The organism is Streptomyces sp. ST2-7A (genome assembly GCF_021390475.1).
Taxonomy (GTDB): domain Bacteria; phylum Actinomycetota; class Actinomycetes; order Streptomycetales; family Streptomycetaceae; genus Streptomyces.
Genome location: NZ_JAJUWS010000013.1, coordinates 1 through 18,460, shown reverse-complemented (window position 1 = coordinate 18,460; position 18,460 = coordinate 1). Strand labels below are relative to the sequence as shown.

Genomic DNA, 18,460 nt, shown 5'->3' with positions numbered 1-18,460 from the left:
CCGGGGAGCGGCGGTCCACCGGGGAGCGGTGCCGGGGAGCGGTGCCGGGAGTGGGAGGGGCGCCGGGGGCGCTCGATCGGGAGGGGCGCCGGGGCGGGAAACCGGGACGGACCGGAGCCGTCAGGCGAGCGCCCCGGGATCCAGCAACATACTGCCGCCCAGCAGCAGACAACCGATCGACACCAGGTGGAAAACGAACACCCAGAGCCCGGCCGGCACGCCGGTCAGCCGCGAGAGCTGGTCGGCGTCGGAGTCGGGGGCGCCGCCGCGTCGGCGCTTGCGCTGGAGTTCGAAGACCGGCCGCACCCCGCCCACCAGCAGGAACCACACCACCAGGTAGCCGAAGGCCGCCTGGACGGCGGGATCGGTGAGCCAGGAGACGAGGAAGAAGAGGCCGCCGGTGAGGAGGACCGTCAGTACGCCGTAGACGTTGCGGATCATCGGCAGCATGACCAACAGGAGCGCGGTGGCCCCCCACAGCAGGAGGGTCAACCGCCCGGCCCCCAGCAACGCGGCCCCGCCGAGACCCAACAGGGAGGGCGCGGTGTAGCCGGCGGCGGCGGTGAGGATCATGCCGGGGCCGGTGGGTTTGCCCCGCGAGACGGTCAATCCCGAGGTGTCGGAGTGGAGTCTGATGCCCTCCAGGGAACGGCCGGTCAGCAGCGCCACCAGCCCGTGCCCACCCTCGTGCGCGATGGTCACGGTGTTGCGGGTGATCCGCCAGATCGTCCACGGACCGATCAGCACCAGGGCACCGACCGCCGTCGCGAGCACCAGCCACAGCCCGGGGTGTGGCTGGGTGCCCGTCACCCGGTCCCACAGTCCGGCGATCTCCGTCACGTCCACGTCTCGCCCATCGCGTCCGCCGGGTCCGTGCCGGACCGGCCCCCAACCGGCTTGCCGGACCCCGCTCGGGCGCGGGATCCGGGTAAGGAGAACGGGCCCCCGTTCCGCCTGGGCGGAACGGGGGCCCGATCCCTTCACAGGGTGAGCGACGGGACTTGAACCCGCGGCCACCTGGACCACAACCAGGTGCTCTACCAACTGAGCTACGCCCACCACGACCGGGTGTTTCGGGGGATTCCCGCCCCGGCCACAACGAGTGTACAGGGTGTCGGACCGTGCTCGTGCCGGGGTTTTCCCCGGCGTGGCAGGCCCGCCCCGCACGGCCGCGGACGGCCGTTCCCGCGAACCTCAGTCGGCGGGCAGGACGTGTCGCTCGGCGATCCGCCGCGCGGTGGCGGAGTCGGGTCCCGGCTGTTCGACGAAGACCGCCTCGCGGTAGTAGCGCAGCTCGGCGATGGACTCGCGGATGTCGGCGAGCGCCCGGTGGTTGCCGTTCTTCTCGGGGCTGTTGAAGTAGGCGCGCGGATACCACCGGCGCGCCAGTTCCTTGATCGAGGAGACGTCGATGATCCGGTAGTGCAGGTAGCCCTCGAGCTCGGGCATGTAGCGGGCGAGGAAGCCGCGATCGGTGCCGACGGAGTTGCCGCACAGCGGGGCGCGACCGGGCTCGGGCACGTGCTCGGTGATGTACTCCAGTACGCGGCGCTGGGCGTCGGCGAGATCCGTGCCGGCGGGCAGTTCCTCGAGGAGTCCGGAGTCGGTGTGCATCCGCCGCACGATCTCCGGCATGGATTCCAGGGCCTCCAGGGGAGGACGGATAACGATGTCCACCCCGTCCCCGAGGATGTTCAGCTCGGAGTCGGTGACCAGCGCGGCCACCTCGATGAGTGCGTCGTCGTCCGGCGAGAGGCCCGTCATCTCGCAGTCGATCCACACCATGCGATCGTTCATGCGAACACCATACGACCCCGTCATACGAGCGGGGGGTGTCGCGTCCGGGGTCCCTCCGACGGGCCCGTCGGAGCCGGGCAGGCGATCGTCCCCGGCGGGGTCGGCTCCGGGCCGGGGTCGTCGGGCGGACCCCGGAGGACATCGGACGACGACGGAGTGCCGATGGATCGACGACGGAGTGCGGGGCGCCCCCGGACGGGCACCGCGCCCGACGGTGGGGACACGCCGGAGCCCGGCTCGGCGGCGTGATCGGCCGACCGAACCGGGCCGCTCGGCCTCACGTCCCGCACCCGGGGTGTCCCGGTCCCCGGATCGCCTCAGGATGCCGGGCGGGGCCGCTGCGCCGGGAAGCGGGGCGACCACCCGTCCCGGGTCGGCTTGCCCCGACCGGGTGCCTCACCGACCCGGGTCCGGTCCCCCGACCGCTGTTCGCCGGGGCCCACCGGGCCGGCGGGCCCGTTGGCCCCGTGGCCGACCGGATGGTGTCCGCCGGGGCGGGCCACCGCTCCGCCGACCTCACTCTCGCCGGCTCGCCCCGACTCGGCGCCGGACGGCGCCCGACCGCTCTGGTGACCGACCTCGGGTCGGTTCCCCCTGGCGGGGGCCGGAACGGTCGGCTGCGAAACCCCCTCACCCTGTCCCCGGGACTGCCGCCGGGCCCGGTAGGCGGCCCGGTAGGCGGCGGGCGAGGACCCGAGCTGACGACGGAAGTGACCGCGCAGCGCGACCGGGGAACGGAACCCGCAACGGCCCGCGACCTCGTCCACCGAGTAGTCGGAGACCTCGAGCAACCGCTGCGCCTGGAGGACCCGTTGGGTGATCAGCCACTGCAGGGGAGCGCTCCCGGTGAGGGACCGGAAGCGCCGGTCGAACGTGCGACGGCTCATGTAGGCGCGGGCGGCGAGGGCCTCCACGTCGAATTGCTCGTGCAGGTGTTCCAACGCCCAGGCCACCACCTCGGCCAACGGATCGGCACCGATGTCCTCGGGTAATGACCTGTCCAGGGGCCGCTGTTGACCCGCCGATTCGGCGGGTCCCGCCGTACGGCGGATCGGCAGCACCAGGCGCCGGGCGAGGGCGTTGGCGGCCTCCGCGCCGTGGTCGGCGCGCACGATGTGCAGGCACAGGTCGATCCCGGCGGAGGTGCCGGCGGAGGTCAGGATGTCGCCGTCGTCCACGAAGAGTTCGCGGGGATCGACGTGGACCGAGGGGTAGCGCTTGGCCAGTGTCGGCGCGTACATCCAGTGGGTGGTGGCGGGTCGGCCGTCGAGCAGACCCGCCGCCCCCAGCGCGAACGCCCCGGTGCACAGGCCGACGATGCGCGCGCCCTCGGCGTGGGCCCGGCGCAGCGCGGCGAGGGCCGGGGTGGGAGGCGGTCCGGTGATGGACCGCCAGGCCGGCACGATCACGGTGCCGGCACGGGCCACCGCACCCAATCCGTAGGGGGCGCGCAACTCCAGACCGCCGGTCGTGCGCAGGGGGCCCTCCTCACCGGCGCAGACCAACAACCGGTAGCGGGGGACACCGGCGTCCTGTCGGTCCACTCCGAACACGGAGAGCGGGATGGAACTTTCGAACATGGGACTGCCGCCGAACAGCAGCACCGCGACGACTTCGCGGCGCCGCCGGGTGGCGAGCCTGTCCGCCGCCGGTGGGCGGGGCCCCCTGGCGACCTCGGGGCCGTGCGTTGGGTCCTGGCTCATGCTCCTCAGTTCCCTCGGTTGACGCATCCTCTCGGTCCTGCACGTTTCCCCCGACCGTGATTGCCAAGATCGAATCTACTGTGTCGGATGGGGTTGGCGGGACTGCTTCGCCACTCAGCACTAAATCGACATGACCACGTGGCGTGAAGCATTCGATCAGGAAGCGTTCCACGCCTCGGCAGTTGGCGAAAGTACGCATCCCCCCGGCGCCCGAGGGAGGGCCGGGGGGCATCGGGAAGTTGGCCGAAAACAGGAGGCGTCGAGTTCCGGCCGGCCTTCATCCGGCGGCGCGTGAAAACCGCCGGTGACGGCGCCGACGTCCCACGGGCGGACGCCGGGTGGGCGCAAAACGTCCCCCGACCCCCTTCCACGGGCGGCCGGGGAGGGGCGGGAGGCCCCCGACAGGACCGGCGATTCCGCCATGGACCCCCGCACGATCCTCACCATGCGGACACAGACGTTCACGCAGAGGCACGAAACGTTTCACCGGATATCCCCCGTCACGCGGCCGACCCGGGAGCGGTATGTTGCTCCGTCCGAACCGGATTGAGGCACGGATTCGGGGGCATCACCCTGCCGAAGACGTATCCTGGAGGTGAGAGACCGTGGGACACCCGACCCCGGAGTACCTCTCCGCGGGACCCCGAGGGCTCGTGGACTCCCCGGCGACGGGGGCTCCCATGGCATCCGGGACCCACACCTCCCCCACCACCGACCGCCGAGAGGCCCTCTCCCCGAGACACCTCCGAGACTCCCATGGTCGTCCCAGAGCTTCCCGAGCCCGCTGACCGCAAACGGCCCGTCGCCGAGCCGACGGATCCCCACCGGTCGGCCGACGAGTCGTGCACGCCGCGCGACCCCGCCTTCCGCCACGGCGTGGTGGTGGGGTTCGACGGATCCACCTCCAGTGAGCGCGCCCTGGCCTACGCGGTCGGCATGGCCCGCCGCTCCGGCTCCGGTCTGATCATCGTGCACGTGGCCAATCGGCTGCCGTCCACACTGTGGGCGGGGTGCGAGCCCCCCACCCTGATCGACGTACCCGATCACCGCACCGAGGTGCTGGGCCTGGAACTGGCCTGCGCCGACCACCTCTCCGAGATCCCCTGGGTGCTGCTCGAACGCGGCGGGGACATCTGCCACGAACTCCGCGAGGTGGGACGGGAGTACGCCGCCGACGCCATCGTGGTGGGCTCCACCCGGGGCGTGCTGGGGCGGATCCTGGGCACCGTCTCGGGGCGCCTGGTCCGGCGCGCGGAGCGCCCGGTGGTCGTCATCCCCTGAGTCGTTCCCCCGAGCCCGCGCGCATCCCGGCCCGGCCCGCTCCCCGACTCGCCCGCCGGACCTCCCCCGGCCCCCCGGTCCCCGCGCCCCACCGGCGCCCGGGCCCGTCCCGCACGCCCCTCGACGGGGATTTCCCCCTCCCCGGAGGTGGATTGTGCGTTTGTGATGGGCATACACCACTCGACAAGGTCGACGGAGGCCCGCAGACGTGCCGCCGCGCGGGAGGTGACGGACCCGCCGGTGGCGACCGGGCCGGCGTATGGGCGACGCCGGCACCAGCGCGGTCCCCGGGGCGGCGGACCGGTGGCATCCGCTTCCCCGGGGGCCGACGCGCGTCCGCCCCCGCCGACGCACGGCGGGGGCGGACGGGTCCGGCCACCGTCCGGCGCCGGGCGCGCCGCCCCGCCGGACGCGGGATCGACGCGCCCGGCGGACCGGCGTCGCGGACATCACGTCACTCGACGGTCACCGACTTCGCCAGGTTCCGGGGCTTGTCGATGTCCCGACCCAGCGCCAGCGCCGTGTGGTAGGCCAGCAGCTGGAGCGGGATGCCCATGAGTACCGGGTCCAGCTCCGGCTCGTTGCGCGGCACGACGATGGTGTCGTCGGCCTTCTCCTGCTCACTGTGGGCCACCGCGAGGATGCGCCCGCTGCGGGCCTTGATCTCCTCCAGGGTGGCGCGGTTCTTCTCCAACAGCTCGTCGTCCGGGACGATCGCGACGGTCGGCACGTCGGGCTCGATGAGGGCGAGCGGGCCGTGCTTGAGCTCGGAGGCCGGGTAGGCCTCGGCGTGGATGTAGGAGACCTCCTTCAGCTTCAGCGACGCCTCCTTGGCCACCGGGAAGCCCCGCACGCGACCGACGAACATCATGCTCTTCGCCTCGGCGAACTCCGCCGCCAGCTTCGCGATGTGCTCCTCGTCCTCCATGATCTCGGCGATCTGGCCCGGCAGCTTGCGCAGGCCGTCGATGATCCGCTTGCCGTCGGTCACCGACAGGTCCCGGATCCGGCCCAGGTGGAGGGCGAGCAGTGCGAAGGCCACCGCCGTGTTGGTGAAGCATTTGGTGGAGACCACGCAGACCTCGGGCCCCGCGTGCACGTAGACGCCGCCGTCGGTCTCCCGGGCGATCGCGCTGCCCACAACGTTGACCACGCCCAGTACCCGGCCGCCCTTGCGCTTGAGCTCCTGGACCGCCGCGAGGGTGTCGTAGGTCTCGCCGGACTGGCTGACCGCGATGTAGAGGGTGTCGGGGTCCACCACCGGGTTGCGGTAGCGGAACTCGCTGGCCGGCTCGGCGTCGGCGGGGATGCGGGCCAGCTCCTCGATCAGCTGCGCGCCGATCTGTCCGGCGTGGTAGGCCGAACCGCAGCCCAGGATCTTGACCCGACGCATGGTCCGCGCCTCACGGGCGTCGAGGTTCAGACCGCCGAGGCGGACGGTGGCGAAGCGGTCGTCGAGCCGGCCGCGCAGCACCCGGTCCACCGCGTCCGCCTGCTCGGCGATCTCCTTGTGCATGTAGGTGTCGTGGCCGCCCATGTCATAGCTCTCGGCCTCCCACTCCACGGTGGTGGGCGAGGCGGCGGTGCGGCTGCCGTCGGTGGTGTAGGTCCGGTAGTCGTCGGCCTTCAGGGTGGCCATCTCGCCGTCGTCGAGGGTGATCACCTGACGGGTGTGGCTGATCAGGGCGGCGACATCGGAGGAGACGAGCATCTCCCGGTCACCGATGCCCAGCACCACGGGGGAACCGTTGCGGGCGGCGACGATGCGGTCGGGGAAGTCGGCGTGCAGGACGGCGATGCCGTAGGTGCCATCGATGTGGCGCAGCGCCTCGCGGACCTTCTCCTCCAGGGTCGGGGCCTGGGAGCGGGCGACCAGGTGGGCCAGTACCTCGGTGTCGGTGTCGGAGACCAGCTCCACGCCGTCGGCGGCCAGCTTGGCCCGCAGCTCCGAGGAGTTGTCGATGATGCCGTTGTGCACCACGGCCACCCGCCCGTCGGCGTCGGTGTGGGGGTGGGCGTTGACGTCGTTCGGGGCGCCGTGGGTGGCCCAGCGGGTGTGGGCGATGCCGCAGTTGCCGGCGAAGCGGGCGGGGACCTTGGCCTCCAGCTCGCGGACCCGGCCCTTGTTCTTGACGGTCTTCAGCCCACCGCCTTTGCCGGAGCTGTGGATCGCGATGCCGGCGGAGTCGTACCCCCGGTACTCCAGGCGCTGCAGCCCCTCCAGGAGCAGCGGCGCCACGTCACGCCTGCCGATGTAGCCGACGATTCCACACATGCGGGTTCCTCCTGGTGCCGGTGGGGCGATGGTGCGGGCCGGCTTCCGGGGACGGAGCCGGCGGGGACGGGACGGTGGTCGGGTGCGGGCGGGCCCCGGTCAGCCGTAGACGATGCGGCGCAGTTGCCGCAGCGACAGCTCGGGCGGGGCCACCGCCCGGTGGCGCAGCTCCTCCGAGACCACCTCGAAGATCGCCGCGTTGCGCAGGCCACGGGCCTGAAGTTCGCGGTGGCGTCTGCGCACGTAGTCCTCCACCGTCTCGTCGAAGTAGGCCAGGACGTCGAGGACCACCCGGACCGCCTCGCCGCGTCCCAGCGGCGTGGTGCGGATCAGGTGGTCGATCAGGTCCTCGTGGGACGTACGACGGCCGAGCACCCCTTGATAGTGGGAACCGAAGAGGACTTTCGCAACAACCCTGCCCGATATCGGGCACGAACGTGTCGCGGACGACAGTCTCGATGGCATCGGGCGCCCCGGGGACATACCACGCCATTCCGCCGCTCCCCGGCATCACCGGGCATCACCGGGCATCACGACGCGCGAGGCGCGTCCGGCACATCACCCGGCGCGCCCGAACACCCCGTCGGTCACCAACCTCACAGACGGTCGAGCAGGGCTCGCTTCGCGCGGGTGAACTCCTCCTCGGTCAGCACACCGGAGGAGCGCAGTTCGCCGAGTTCCCGAAGTCGGCGCAGCACCGCGTCGGGGTCGTGGCCGTCCTTCCCCCCGGCCCCTCCGGCACCCCCCTCCGGGCCCGCCGGGGCCGTCGGCTCCCCCGCCTTGGTGAGGAGTGGGGGCATCGGGGCGTCCGCTCCCGGCGACGCGCCGGCGTCCGCCCCGTCGCCGACCCGGGGATGGGGCAGGCGGGCGGTGACCGCCGCGGCGAGGAGGGCGACCTCCGCGGTCTCCCGCCGCTCGCTGAGCCCCCAGAGAGTCACGCAGTTGGGGTCGTGGGAGGGCTTGACCTCGACCCCGGGCCCCACCGGCCGGACGCGGAACCACCCGCTCTCCCAGCGGGCCCGGGACCACTCCACCGCCGCGACGTCCCGCAGCGGCAGCACCCGGGTTCCGGCCGACTTCTTGCTCTCCTCACAGGCCCACCCCCATTCGATGCGCAGGACACGCCCGTCGAAGGTGACCTTGCCATCACCGCCGCTCACCACCCGGGGCACCGAGGGGCCGGGCAGCAGCCACCGGCCGGCGGGTTCGTCGACCGGTATCCGCTCCAGCAGCAGGGCGGTGCGGACTTCGTCGACCAGGTACTCCGCCGTGCCCGTGCGTTCGCTTTCCACCGCCAGGGCATAGGGGGTGGCGTCATCCGCCAGGCGTCCCGAACAGGTGTGGTCGAGGGGGTCGGCGCCCTCACGCAGCCGCAGGCGCAGCCGGGCACGCCGCCGCCCCGGCTCCAAGGAGATGCCCGCGATCGCCTCCAGCGGCACGGCGATCTCCCCCAGCCCCGTGCGCAGCGGGTGGACGTTCCGACCGGTGCCCGGCACCAGGCGCAACCGCTCGCCGTCGAAGTCCCATGTGCCGTCCCGCTGGATGAGCTCCGCCATTGGCTCATTGTGGCAGGCCCCGCCCCGGTGGCGGCGCTCCCCCCGGTCCGGCCCGTTCCGGTGTCCGCCCGCCGGGGCGTGCCGTCCCGGGGCCCCGTCGGCGGGGGCCCGGGACGGCACGAGGGGTCAGCGCCCCCCGGAGCCCGTCAGTTCGCGGGCGATCAGCATCCGCTGCACCTCGCTGGTTCCCTCGCCGATCTCCAGGATCTTGCTGTCCCGCCACATCCGGGCGACCGGGTACTCGTTCATGAAGCCGTAGCCGCCGTGGATCTGGGTGGCCTCCCGGGCGTTGGTGACGGCGACCTCCGAGGAGTGCAGCTTGGCGATCGCCGCCTCCTTCTTGAAGGGCTCGCCGGCCAACAGACGGGCCGCCGCGTCCCGCCAGGCGAGCCGGGCGGTGTGCGCCCGGGTCTCCATGTCGGCGAGCTTGAAGGCGATGGCCTGGTTCTCCCCGATCGGTCGCCCGAAGGCCCGACGCTCGGCGGCGTAGCGCACCGACTCGTCCACGCAGCCCTGGGCCAGGCCGGTGGCCAGCGCCGATATGGCGATCCGACCCTCGTCGAGGATCCGCAGGAACTGCGCGTAGCCCCGGCCCTCCGCCCCCAGGAGGTTCTCCAGCGGCACCCGGACGTCGGAGAAGGAGAGCTCCCGGGTGTCGGAGGCGTTCCAGCCGACCTTGGAGTAGGGGGCGGCGACCGTGAAGCCGGGGGTGCCGGAGGGCACCACGATGGTGGAGATCTCCGGGGAGCCGTCGGACTTGCGGCCGGTGACGGCGGTGACCGTCACCAGGTCGGTGATGTCGGTGCCGGAGTTGGTGATGAAGCTCTTGGTGCCGTTGATCACCCAGTGGTCGCCGTCGCGCACGGCGGTGGTGCGGGTGCCCGAGGCGTCGGAGCCGCAGTCGGGCTCGGTCAGCCCGAAGGCGCCCAGCGCCTCGCCGGAGCACAGTCGGGGCAGCCAGCGACGCTTCTGCTCCTCGGTGCCGAAACGGAAGATCGGCATCGCTCCCAGGGAGACGGCGGCCTCCAGCGTGATGGCGATCGAGGAGTCCACCCGGGCCAACTCCTCCAGCACCACGCACAGCGCCAGGTAGTCGCCGCCCATGCCGCCGTATTCCTCGGGGAAGGGGAGGCCGAACAGTCCCATCTCCGCCATCTCCCGCACGATCGGGTAGGGGAAGGCATGCCGCTCGTAGTAGTCGCCGATCACGGGGGCGACGACCTCCCGGGCGAACTTCTCCACGGTGCGGCGGAGTTCCTCGTGCTCGGTGGGCAGCCGGTGCTCCAGGGCCATGGTCACGGCTCCTTGTCGTGGTCGGTGGGGGCGGCCCGGCGGGTGGGGGCGGCCCGGTCGGTGGACGCGTCTCCCCGGGTGAGGGCGCGGAGGGTGCGGGAGGGGCCGGGTCGGCCCAGGCGTTCGGCCATCCAGTCGCCGGTGGCGGCCAGTCGGCGCAGGTCGATCCCGGTCTCGATGCCGAGGCCGTCGAGCATCCACAGCAGATCCTCGGTGGCGAGGTTGCCGGTGGCGCTGCGGGCGTAGGGGCAGCCCCCGAGGCCACCGGCGGAGGCGTCCACGGTGGTGACGCCGTGCCGCAACGCGGTCAGGGTGTTGGACAGGGCCTGGCCGTAGGTGTCGTGGAAGTGCACGGCGATCCGGCCGGGGGCGATTCCGGCCGCGTGCAGGTCGGTGAGCAGCCGGGCGACGTGGCCCGGGGTGGCGGTGCCGATGGTGTCGCCCAGGCTGAGCTCGGAACAGCCCATGGCATCCAGTCGGCGGCAGACGTCCACCACCCGGGCCGGGGCGACCGGGCCCTCCTCGAAGTCGCCGAAGCACATCGAGAGGTACCCGCGCACCCGCAGTCCCTCGGCCCGGGCCCGGGCGACCACCGGCTCGAAGCCGGCGAGGGACTCGGCCACCGTGCGGTTGAGGTTGGCCCGGGCGAAGGACTCGGTGACGGCGGCGAACACCGCGATCTCCCGCACCCCCAGGGCCAGCGCGCGGTCCAGGCCCCGGGCGTTGGGCACCAGGACGGGCAGCCGCACGCCCCGGTCGACCAGGTCGGCGACCATCGGGTACAGCAGCTCGGCGTCGGCCAATTGGGGCACCCAGCGGGGGTGGACGAAGCTGGTGGCCTCCACGGTGTCCAGACCGGCGTCGACGAGGCGGTGGATGAACTCGGCCTTGACCTCCACGGGAAGGATCGCCGCCTCGTTCTGCAGGCCGTCCCGCGGGCCCACCTCGTGGACGCGCACCCGGCGGGGCAGATCGGGATCGGGCACCCGCTGGGGCAGCCCGGCGGGCGGGCCCGGACGCGCGACGCCGGCGGCTTCGGGGCCGCCCGCGGGCCTCCCGGGGGAACGGTCGGTGGGCGGGGTCATGTCGGATCGCCTCCCGGGGTGGTGCCGCCCGGCGCGGCGGTCGACCCCGGGGCTCCCGATGCCCGCGGGGCCGCTTCCGGTGCCGGGTCCGATCCCGCGTCCGATGTCGGGTCCGGCTCCACCACGACCAGCTCCTGGTCCATGGCCACGGCGGTTCCCGCCGCCACCCGGACCGCCGTCACGGTGCCCGCGCCGGGGGCCCGGATGACGTGCTCCATCTTCATCGCCTCGACGATCAGCAGGGGTTGACCGGCGGTCACCCGCTCCCCCGGCCCGGCCTTGACGACGGTGACCGTGCCGGGCATGGGCGCGGTCAGGGCGGCGGCACCCGCCGCCGCGCCGCCGCCGGCGGCCGCCACCGGGTCGTGGTCGGCGACCGGCCACGCCTCACCGTCGCGGGCGAGCCCGGAGCCGTCGGGGGCGGTGTGGAAGCGGTGGACGACGCCGTCCACCTCCACCCGCACCGGACCGGCGGAAACGCCCTCGAGAAGACGGGCGGGCACCTCCGGGCCGTCGCCGACACGCAACCGGGCGTCGCGGGCCCGCCCCCGGACGGTGACGGTCACCGGGTCGTGGCCGGGAACCCGAAGGTGGTGCGGGGTGCCGGCGGTGACACCACCCAGTCGCCAACCGGTGGGCAGCGAGAAGGGGTCCGCCCAGCCGGCCGGCGCGTCCCGACGGGCGGCCGGCTCCAGGGCGGCGTGCCGGAGCAGTGCCGCCGTCGCGTACACCTCGGACGGCACGACGGTGGGCGCCAGGCCGGCGACCAGCGCCGGGGCCTCGCGGTCCACCAGGCCGGTGTCCAGCGTCCCCTCCCGGACCTCCGGCACGTCCAGCAGCCGGCGCAGGAAGCCGGTGTTGGTGTCCACGCCGATGACCACGGTGTCGGCGAGGGCCGCGCGCAGCCGGCGCAGCGCGGAGGCGCGGTCGGGGCCGTGGGCGATGATCTTGGCGAGGAGCGGGTCGTAGGCGGTGCCGACGGTGTCGCCGGCCGCGATGCCGGAGTCCACCCGCACGCCAGGTCCGGTGGGTTCGCGCAACTCCCGGATCGTGCCGGCGGAGGGCAGGAAGTCCACGCCCCCGCCATCGGTGGCCGGACGCGGGGTCTCGGCGCAGATGCGGGCCTCCACCGCGTGGCCGCGCGGGGCGAGGGCCGCCGGGTCGGTCGACAGGGGCTCCAGGGACTCGCCGGCGGCGATCCGCAGCTGCCACTCCACCAGGTCCAGCCCGGTGACCAGCTCGGTCACCGGGTGCTCCACCTGCAGGCGGGTGTTCATCTCCATGAACCAGTGCGAGCGGGGGTCGTCGCCGGGGACGATGAACTCGACGGTGCCCGCGCCCCGGTATCCGCAGGAGCGGGCGGCGCGGACGGCGGCCTCCCCCATGACATGGCGGGTCTCCTCGTCCAGCAGCGGACTGGGGGCCTCCTCGACGATCTTCTGATGGCGGCGCTGCAGGGAGCACTCGCGCTCCCCCAGGTGCAGGACGTTGCCGTGGTCGTCGGCGAGCACCTGGATCTCGATGTGCCGGGGGCGATCGATCCACCGCTCCACCAGGAGGGTGTCGTCGCCGAAGGCGCCACGGGCCTCACGCCTCGCGGCGGCGATCTCCTCGGGCAGCCGGTCCGGGTCGCGGACCAGCCGCATCCCCTTGCCGCCCCCGCCGGCCGCGGGCTTGATCAGCACCGCCGCGCCGATCGCCCGCGCGGCCTCGATCAGCTCGGCGTCGGACAGACCGCTGCCGGAGGAGCCGGGCACCACGGGGACACCGGCGGCGGCCACGGTCTCCTTGGCCCGGATCTTGTCACCCATCAATTCCACGGCGGAGGCCGGCGGGCCGACGAAGACCAGGCCGGCGTCCGCGACGGCGCGGGCGAAGTCGGCGTTCTCGGCGAGGAAGCCGTAGCCGGGGTGGATCGCGCCGGCGCCGGTGCGCTCGGCGGCCTCCAGCAGCCGATCGATCCGCAGGTAGCTCTCGGCCGCGGCCCGGGGGCCGATGCGGACCGAGGTGTCGGCCTCCCGGACGTGGAGGGCGTCGGCGTCGGCATCGCTGTGGACGGCGACGGAGCGCAGGCCGAGCCGGCGCAGGGTGCGGATCACCCGGACCGCGATCTCGCCGCGGTTGGCGACCAGCACGCTGTCGAAGGCGGCTGCGGGGCGGGGCACCTGCTGTCGGGGGGCCACGGGGCGGTTCACCTGCTTTCGGGGGGACGGGCCCGGGGTCTCCGGGGTCGGGGGACGGACGGGATCGCGGCGGCGCTCCGACCTCACATGCGGAACACACCCCAACCGGGCTCGCCCAGCGGCGCGTTGGCACAAGCGGTCAGGGCCAGGCCGAGGACGGTGCGGGTCTCCAGGGGGTCGATGATCCCGTCGTCCCACAACCGGGCGGTGGCGTGATAGGCGTTCCCACGGGCCTCGTAGTCGGCCCGGATCGGCGCCTTGAACTCCTCCTCCTCGCGCTCGGACCACTCCGCGCCCCGGGCCTCCAGTTGGTCACGCTTGACGGTGGCCAGCACGGAGGCGGCCTGCTCACCGCCCATCACCGAGATCCGGGCGTTGGGCCACATCCACAGGAAGCGGGGCGAGTAGGCCCGGCCGCACATGGAGTAGTTGCCGGCGCCGTAGGAACCGCCGATCACCACGGTGAGCTTGGGGACCCGGGTGCAGGCCACGGCGGTGACCATCTTGGCGCCGTGCTTGGCGATGCCACCCGCCTCGTAGTCCCGGCCGACCATGAAGCCGGAGATGTTCTGCAGGAACAGCAGTGGGATGCCGCGCTGGTCGCACAGTTCGATGAAGTGGGCGCCCTTGAGCGCGGACTCCCCGAAGAGGATGCCGTTGTTGGCCACCACGCCGACGGGGTGGCCCTGAACGCGGGCGAAGCCGGTGACCAGGGTGGTGCCGTACTCGGCCTTGAACTCGTGGAAACGGGAGCCGTCGACCAGCCGGGCGATGACCTCGCGCACGTCGTAGGGGGTGCGGGGATCCACCGGAACCGCCCCGTACAGGCCCTCCGGATCCACGGCGGGCTCCTCCGCCGGCTCGACGGACCAGGGCAGGGGGCCCCGCCGGGGCAGTCCGGCGACGGCCGATCGCAGGATGCCCAGGGCATGCGCGTCGTCCTCGGCGAGGTGGTCGGTGACGCCGGAGATCCGGGAGTGCACCTCGCCGCCGCCCAACTCCTCGGCGGTGACGACCTCACCGGTGGCGGCCTTCACCAGCGGGGGCCCGCCCAGGAAGATGGTGCCCCGCCCCCGCACGATGACGGCCTCGTCGCTCATCGCGGGGACGTAGGCGCCGCCGGCGGTGCAGGAGCCCAGGACGGCGGCCAACTGCGGGATGCCGCGCTCGGACATCCGGGCCTGGTTGAAGAAGATGCGACCGAAGTGGTCGCGGTCGGGGAAGACCTCGTCCTGCAGCGGCAGGAAGGCACCGCCGGAGTCCACCAGGTACAGGCAGGGCAGGCGGTTCTCCAGGGCCACCTCCTGGGCCCGCAGGTGCTTCTTGACCGTCATCGGGTAGTAGGTGCCGCCCTTGACGGTGGCGTCGTTGGCCACCACCACGCACTCGCGGCCCGAGACCCGGCCGATACCGGCGATCACACCCGCCGCCGGGGCGTCGCCCCCGTACATGTCGTGCGCGGCGAGGGGCGCCAGCTCCAGGAAGGGGGAGCCCGGGTCCAGCAGGGTGTCCACCCGATCGCGGGGCAGCAGCTTGCCGCGCGCGACGTGCCGGGAACGGGCGGCCTCCCCGCCGCCGAGCCGGGCCGCCGCCAGCTTCTCCCGCAGGTCGGCGACCAGCTCCCGATGGGCCTTCTCGTTCGCCCGGCGGGCGGCGGAGTCCGGCTCCGCGCCGACCGCGAGCACCGGTGCCCGGCTCATCCGACCAGCTCCCTCACGCCTCCACCCACCGGCCGACCCGCCGACGGGTTAATGACCGTTAACGTCGGAATCCAGGTTAACGCCCATTAACGCCGGCTGTCTACAATGGATCCATGCACGGCTCGCCTCCCGGACCCATCGCCGCCGACACGCCCGCCGACGCCCCCGCCGACACCCCCGGGCGCCCGGCCCGGCGGTCCTCCGGCGGCACCCGGCGCGAGCAGATCCTCCGCGAGGCGTCCCGGCTCTTCGCCGACCACGGCTTCCACGGCGTCGGGGTGGACGAGATAGGGGCGGCGGTCGGCGTCAGCGGTCCCGCCCTGTACCGGCACTTCGCCGGCAAGGACGCGATGCTCGCCGAACTGCTGGTGGGCATCAGCGTCCGGCTGCGGGACGGCGGCGAGCGCCGGGTCGAGGAGGCCGCGGCGGCGGGCCGGTCACCGGCGGAGGCACTGGACGCGCTGATCGCCGGCCACATCGAGTTCGCGCTGGACGACCGGGCCCTGATCACCCTGCACGACCGGGAGCTGGACCGCCTCCCCGAGCGGGACCGCAAGGAGGTCCGCCGGCTGCAGCGACAGTACGTCGAACTGTGGGTGGAGGTGGTCGGCCGGGTCCACCCGGAACTGACCGAGCGGTACGCCCGGGGCGCGGTGCACGCGGTCTTCGGCCTGCTGAACTCGACCCCCCACCTGTCCGCGCGTCCCGGCGCGCTGCCGGACCGGGCCGGCACCGCGGCCCTGCTGCACCGCATGGCCCGCACCGCGCTGGCCTCGGCCGCCGGAGTCGGCGACGGGGGGACCGACGGCCCGGACGACCCCCGGCCCCGGCCGGGGTGACCCCCGGCCACTGGCCGGGGCCGGCGCCCCGCCGCGCGGGTCCCGGGTCCCCGGACCCGCGCGGCGAAGGAGTCACCACGCGGTGCGGGGCCGCCCCGGAGGGAGGGCCCCGCGCGCGCCGGCCCGGCCACCGTCAGGCCGTCAGTTCGCCCGTCAGCGCGTCGCGCAGCCGCGCCGCCCGCTCGGCGACCCCGGCCGGCCCCAGCTCCACCGCCCGGGCACTCCACTCGCGCCCCTCGGCCAGGTCACCGCGTCGGGAGGCGAGCAGCGCCAGGTGCAGCGCGGCCCGGCCGTGGCCGGCCTCGGCGGCCCGCTTCCACCACATCGCGGCCTCGGGCTCGGCACCCTCGCGGGCGAGCAACAGCCCCAGGTTGAAGGCACCGTTGCGGCTGCCCTCCTCGGCGGCACGCCGGTACCAGTCGGCCGCCTCGACCAGGTCACCGCGCTCGGCCGCCCGGGTGCCCAACCGCACCCGGGCCCGGCGGTGTCCGCGCTCGGCGGCACGGCGGTACCACCGCTCGGACTCGGAGGCCTCCGGGTCCGCGGGCCCGCCTGCGCCCCGAACCGGCCCGCCGGGGCGCAGGAGGATCCGACCATTGGTGCCCAGCCCCGGATCGGTGTCCGGGTCGGTCTCGGTGCCCGGGCCGGACGGCGGGTCGTCCTCCCCCGCGCGCTCCAACCGCTCCAGCCGCACCGCCAGGCGGAAGGCGCCCTCCACACTGCCGCCCTCCGCCGACCGCCGCAGCATCCGGTCCGCCTCGGCCCGCTCGCGCGGGGTGCGGGACTCCCGCAGGCCGGTGAGCGCCACCTGCAGGGCCGCCTCCGCGTGCCCGGCCTCGGCTGCCCGCCGGTACCAGCGCAGGGCCTCGGCCCCGTCGTCCCGCTTGGCGTGCAGGATGCCCAGGTTGAAGGCCGCGTCCACGCTGCCGGCCTCGTCGGCACGGGAGAACCACGGCTCGGCTCCGTCGGCGTCCCCGCGCTGGAGCAGCAGCACCGCGAGGGCGTTGGCCGCCTCCCGGTGCCCCGCGTAGGCGGCCCGGCGGTACCACTGCTCGGCCTGCACCATGCGCCCCGAACCCGCGCACAGCAGCGCCAGGTTGAAGGCGCCGTTGATGTCACCGGCGTCCAGGGCCGCGCGGTACCAGCGCTGGGCCTCCTGACGGTTGCCGCGCCGGGCGTGGAGCGCGCCGAGGGCGTTGGCCGCGGTGCCCTCGCCCTCGCGGGCGGCGCGCAGCCACCAGTTCTCGGCAGCCTCCTCCTCGCCCGCGTCACTCAGCAGGAACCCCAGGGAGGCCGCGGCCCCGGCCTCCCCGGCCTCGGCCGCGTCCAGGTACCAGCGCATCGCCTCGGTGGTCTCGCCGCGCCGTTCCAGCAGCGCGCCCAGTCGGTGGGCCGCACGGCTGTGACCGCGTGCGGCGGCGAAGCGGTACCAGGTCTCGGGGTCGTCCGACAGCGGGGCGTAGCGGAACGCCGCCTCCCGGTGACCGCGCTCGGCGGCGATCCGGAACCAACGTGCCGCGCCGTCCGCGTCGTCGTGGTGCAGGAGGTCGGCGAGCGCGTAGGCTCCCGAGTCGTGGCCCCACTCCGCGGACTGGCGCAGCCAGTACTCGGCCGCGGTGTCGTCCCCCTGCTCGCGGTGCAGACGCCCCAAGGCGTGCGCGGCGGCGGCGGAACCGGCCACCGCCGCGGTGCGCCACCAACCGGCGGCCTCCTCGGCCCGACCGGTGCCGTGGAGGAGGACGCCGAGGTTGTTGGCCGCGCTGCGGTCACCCTCGGTGGCGGCGACGCGCAACAGCGTCTCCGCACCTTCGAGATCCCCACGCCGAAGACGGGCCGCACCCTCGCGGGCCGCCTCGTCGGCGCCGGTCTCGAACCCCGCCCTGTCCCCCATAAGGACCATACTCGCACCACCCGAAACGCGCGTACACCGAGAGTACCCACACCCGGTGAATTCACTTAGAGGTTTATCGACTTCCCGACATGACAACAGTCAAACGCTGCAACAGGCGGCAAAAGGGCACCGATTGGGTCTCGGGGACACCTCGGCGGACATCGTGGCCGCTCACGGGCCCGCCGACACCACACCGGCATCACACCGACGGGTGACGACCCCGATCATGGAACACCCGTCGCAGGGATGACACGCACCGTCGATCGGACCGGCCGGAGCCCGCCGGATGGTGCTCCGGAGCCGGGGCCGAACGGGGCGTCGGGGCACGTACCCTCGACCGCGGCCACCGACACGGGCGAGTTCGGGAGGCGGGACGGGAAGCTCACACACCGTCACATGCGGGACGCGCCGAAGCGGGAAACCGGCCGGCCCCGGGGTGTGGTCACGGGCCGCCCGGGGCACGGAGGAGGACACACCCGGTCGGGCCGCGCCGTGCGACATCACGCGGAAAGGGCCCGGTGTTCGTGTCTGTGACACGAACACCGGGCCCTCACCTCTGCGTAGCGGGGACAGGATTTGAACCTGCGACCTCTGGGTTATGAGCCCAGCGAGCTACCGAGCTGCTCCACCCCGCGGCGTGGGCCCCTCGGGAACCCCCGAGGAACGACTTAACTCTAACACGCCCCGGAGACGTCACCTCACCACCGACGCCCCGAGTACCTCAAAGACCCCGGGCGCCCCAAAAGTTCCCACACCGCACCCCCGCCCCGGGTCCCGACCGTCCCCGGTGGGTCCGGCACCGGTCCGCTTCCGCCCCGGGGCAACGGACGGCCGGCCACCCCCGCGGTGCGCGGGGG

The 18,460-nt window shown here is 73.8% G+C and carries 13 protein-coding genes and 2 tRNA genes; 2 read left to right on the top strand and 13 right to left on the bottom strand.

Annotated features, from left to right (window positions below; genetic code table 11):
• Nucleotides 1-120: 120 nt before the first annotated feature.
• The 4 genes from LZF96_RS10295 to LZF96_RS10280 form a co-directional block, all read right to left on the bottom strand.
• A complete protein-coding gene (locus tag LZF96_RS10295) occupies nucleotides 121-846 on the bottom strand; it encodes a M50 family metallopeptidase (protein ID WP_233869153.1) in 726 nt (241 codons plus the stop codon).
• Between the two features lie 140 nt (nucleotides 847-986).
• Nucleotides 987-1,059: transfer RNA gene (locus LZF96_RS10290), tRNA-His, on the bottom strand.
• Nucleotides 1,060-1,194: 135 nt separating this feature from the next.
• Nucleotides 1,195-1,797 carry an oligoribonuclease gene (gene orn / locus LZF96_RS10285; RefSeq protein ID WP_233869151.1) on the bottom strand — a complete coding sequence of 201 codons (603 nt, stop codon included), beginning with the start codon at nucleotides 1,795-1,797 and terminating at the stop codon, nucleotides 1,195-1,197.
• Between the two features lie 317 nt (nucleotides 1,798-2,114).
• A complete protein-coding gene (locus tag LZF96_RS10280) occupies nucleotides 2,115-3,500 on the bottom strand; it encodes a helix-turn-helix domain-containing protein (protein WP_233869148.1) in 1,386 nt (461 codons plus the stop codon).
• Nucleotides 3,501-4,256: 756 nt separating this feature from the next.
• On the opposite strand from LZF96_RS10280, the gene LZF96_RS10275 reads away from it, so the two are divergent.
• Nucleotides 4,257-4,781 (top strand): universal stress protein, encoded by a 525-nt coding sequence (locus LZF96_RS10275; RefSeq protein WP_233869145.1) that lies wholly within the window; start codon nucleotides 4,257-4,259, stop codon nucleotides 4,779-4,781.
• Nucleotides 4,782-5,235: 454 nt separating this feature from the next.
• Here the strand turns inward: LZF96_RS10275 and glmS are convergent, their stop codons facing one another.
• The 7 genes from glmS to LZF96_RS10240 form a co-directional block, all read right to left on the bottom strand.
• Nucleotides 5,236-7,056 (bottom strand): glutamine--fructose-6-phosphate transaminase (isomerizing), encoded by a 1,821-nt coding sequence (glmS, locus tag LZF96_RS10270; RefSeq protein WP_233869141.1) that lies wholly within the window; start codon nucleotides 7,054-7,056, stop codon nucleotides 5,236-5,238.
• Between the two features lie 99 nt (nucleotides 7,057-7,155).
• Nucleotides 7,156-7,431: a hypothetical protein gene (locus LZF96_RS10265; protein WP_233869138.1), complete on the bottom strand. Its 276-nt coding sequence runs from the start codon at nucleotides 7,429-7,431 to the stop codon at nucleotides 7,156-7,158.
• 221 nt (nucleotides 7,432-7,652) lie between these two features.
• Nucleotides 7,653-8,612, bottom strand: a complete 960-nt coding sequence (locus tag LZF96_RS10260) for a DUF4429 domain-containing protein (RefSeq protein ID WP_233869135.1) — start codon at nucleotides 8,610-8,612, stop codon at nucleotides 7,653-7,655.
• A gap of 126 nt (nucleotides 8,613-8,738) precedes the next feature.
• Nucleotides 8,739-9,905, bottom strand: coding sequence for an acyl-CoA dehydrogenase family protein (locus LZF96_RS10255; RefSeq protein WP_233869399.1), 1,167 nt, complete (start codon nucleotides 9,903-9,905; stop codon nucleotides 8,739-8,741).
• 2 nt (nucleotides 9,906-9,907) lie between these two features.
• Entirely contained in the window at nucleotides 9,908-10,990 is a 1,083-nt protein-coding gene (locus LZF96_RS10250; protein WP_233869134.1) for a hydroxymethylglutaryl-CoA lyase, read from the bottom strand.
• Nucleotides 10,987-13,173 carry a biotin carboxylase N-terminal domain-containing protein gene (locus LZF96_RS10245; RefSeq protein WP_233869133.1) on the bottom strand — a complete coding sequence of 729 codons (2,187 nt, stop codon included), beginning with the start codon at nucleotides 13,171-13,173 and terminating at the stop codon, nucleotides 10,987-10,989. Before LZF96_RS10245 ends, LZF96_RS10250 begins: the two co-directional genes overlap by 4 nt.
• A gap of 83 nt (nucleotides 13,174-13,256) precedes the next feature.
• The gene (locus tag LZF96_RS10240) at nucleotides 13,257-14,873 is read right to left on the bottom strand and encodes a carboxyl transferase domain-containing protein (RefSeq protein WP_233869131.1); all 1,617 of its coding nucleotides are present in this window, start codon (nucleotides 14,871-14,873) and stop codon (nucleotides 13,257-13,259) included.
• Nucleotides 14,874-14,986: 113 nt separating this feature from the next.
• Here LZF96_RS10240 and LZF96_RS10235 point away from each other — a divergent pair, with 113 nt between their 5' ends.
• Nucleotides 14,987-15,712 carry a TetR/AcrR family transcriptional regulator gene (locus tag LZF96_RS10235; protein ID WP_233869129.1) on the top strand — a complete coding sequence of 242 codons (726 nt, stop codon included), beginning with the start codon at nucleotides 14,987-14,989 and terminating at the stop codon, nucleotides 15,710-15,712.
• Nucleotides 15,713-15,845: 133 nt separating this feature from the next.
• Here LZF96_RS10235 and LZF96_RS10230 read toward each other — a convergent pair whose 3' ends face one another.
• Nucleotides 15,846-17,603: a tetratricopeptide repeat protein gene (locus tag LZF96_RS10230; protein WP_233869127.1), complete on the bottom strand. Its 1,758-nt coding sequence runs from the start codon at nucleotides 17,601-17,603 to the stop codon at nucleotides 15,846-15,848.
• Nucleotides 17,604-18,164: 561 nt separating this feature from the next.
• Nucleotides 18,165-18,238, bottom strand: a tRNA-Met gene (locus tag LZF96_RS10225).
• Nucleotides 18,239-18,460: the final 222 nt, after the last annotated feature.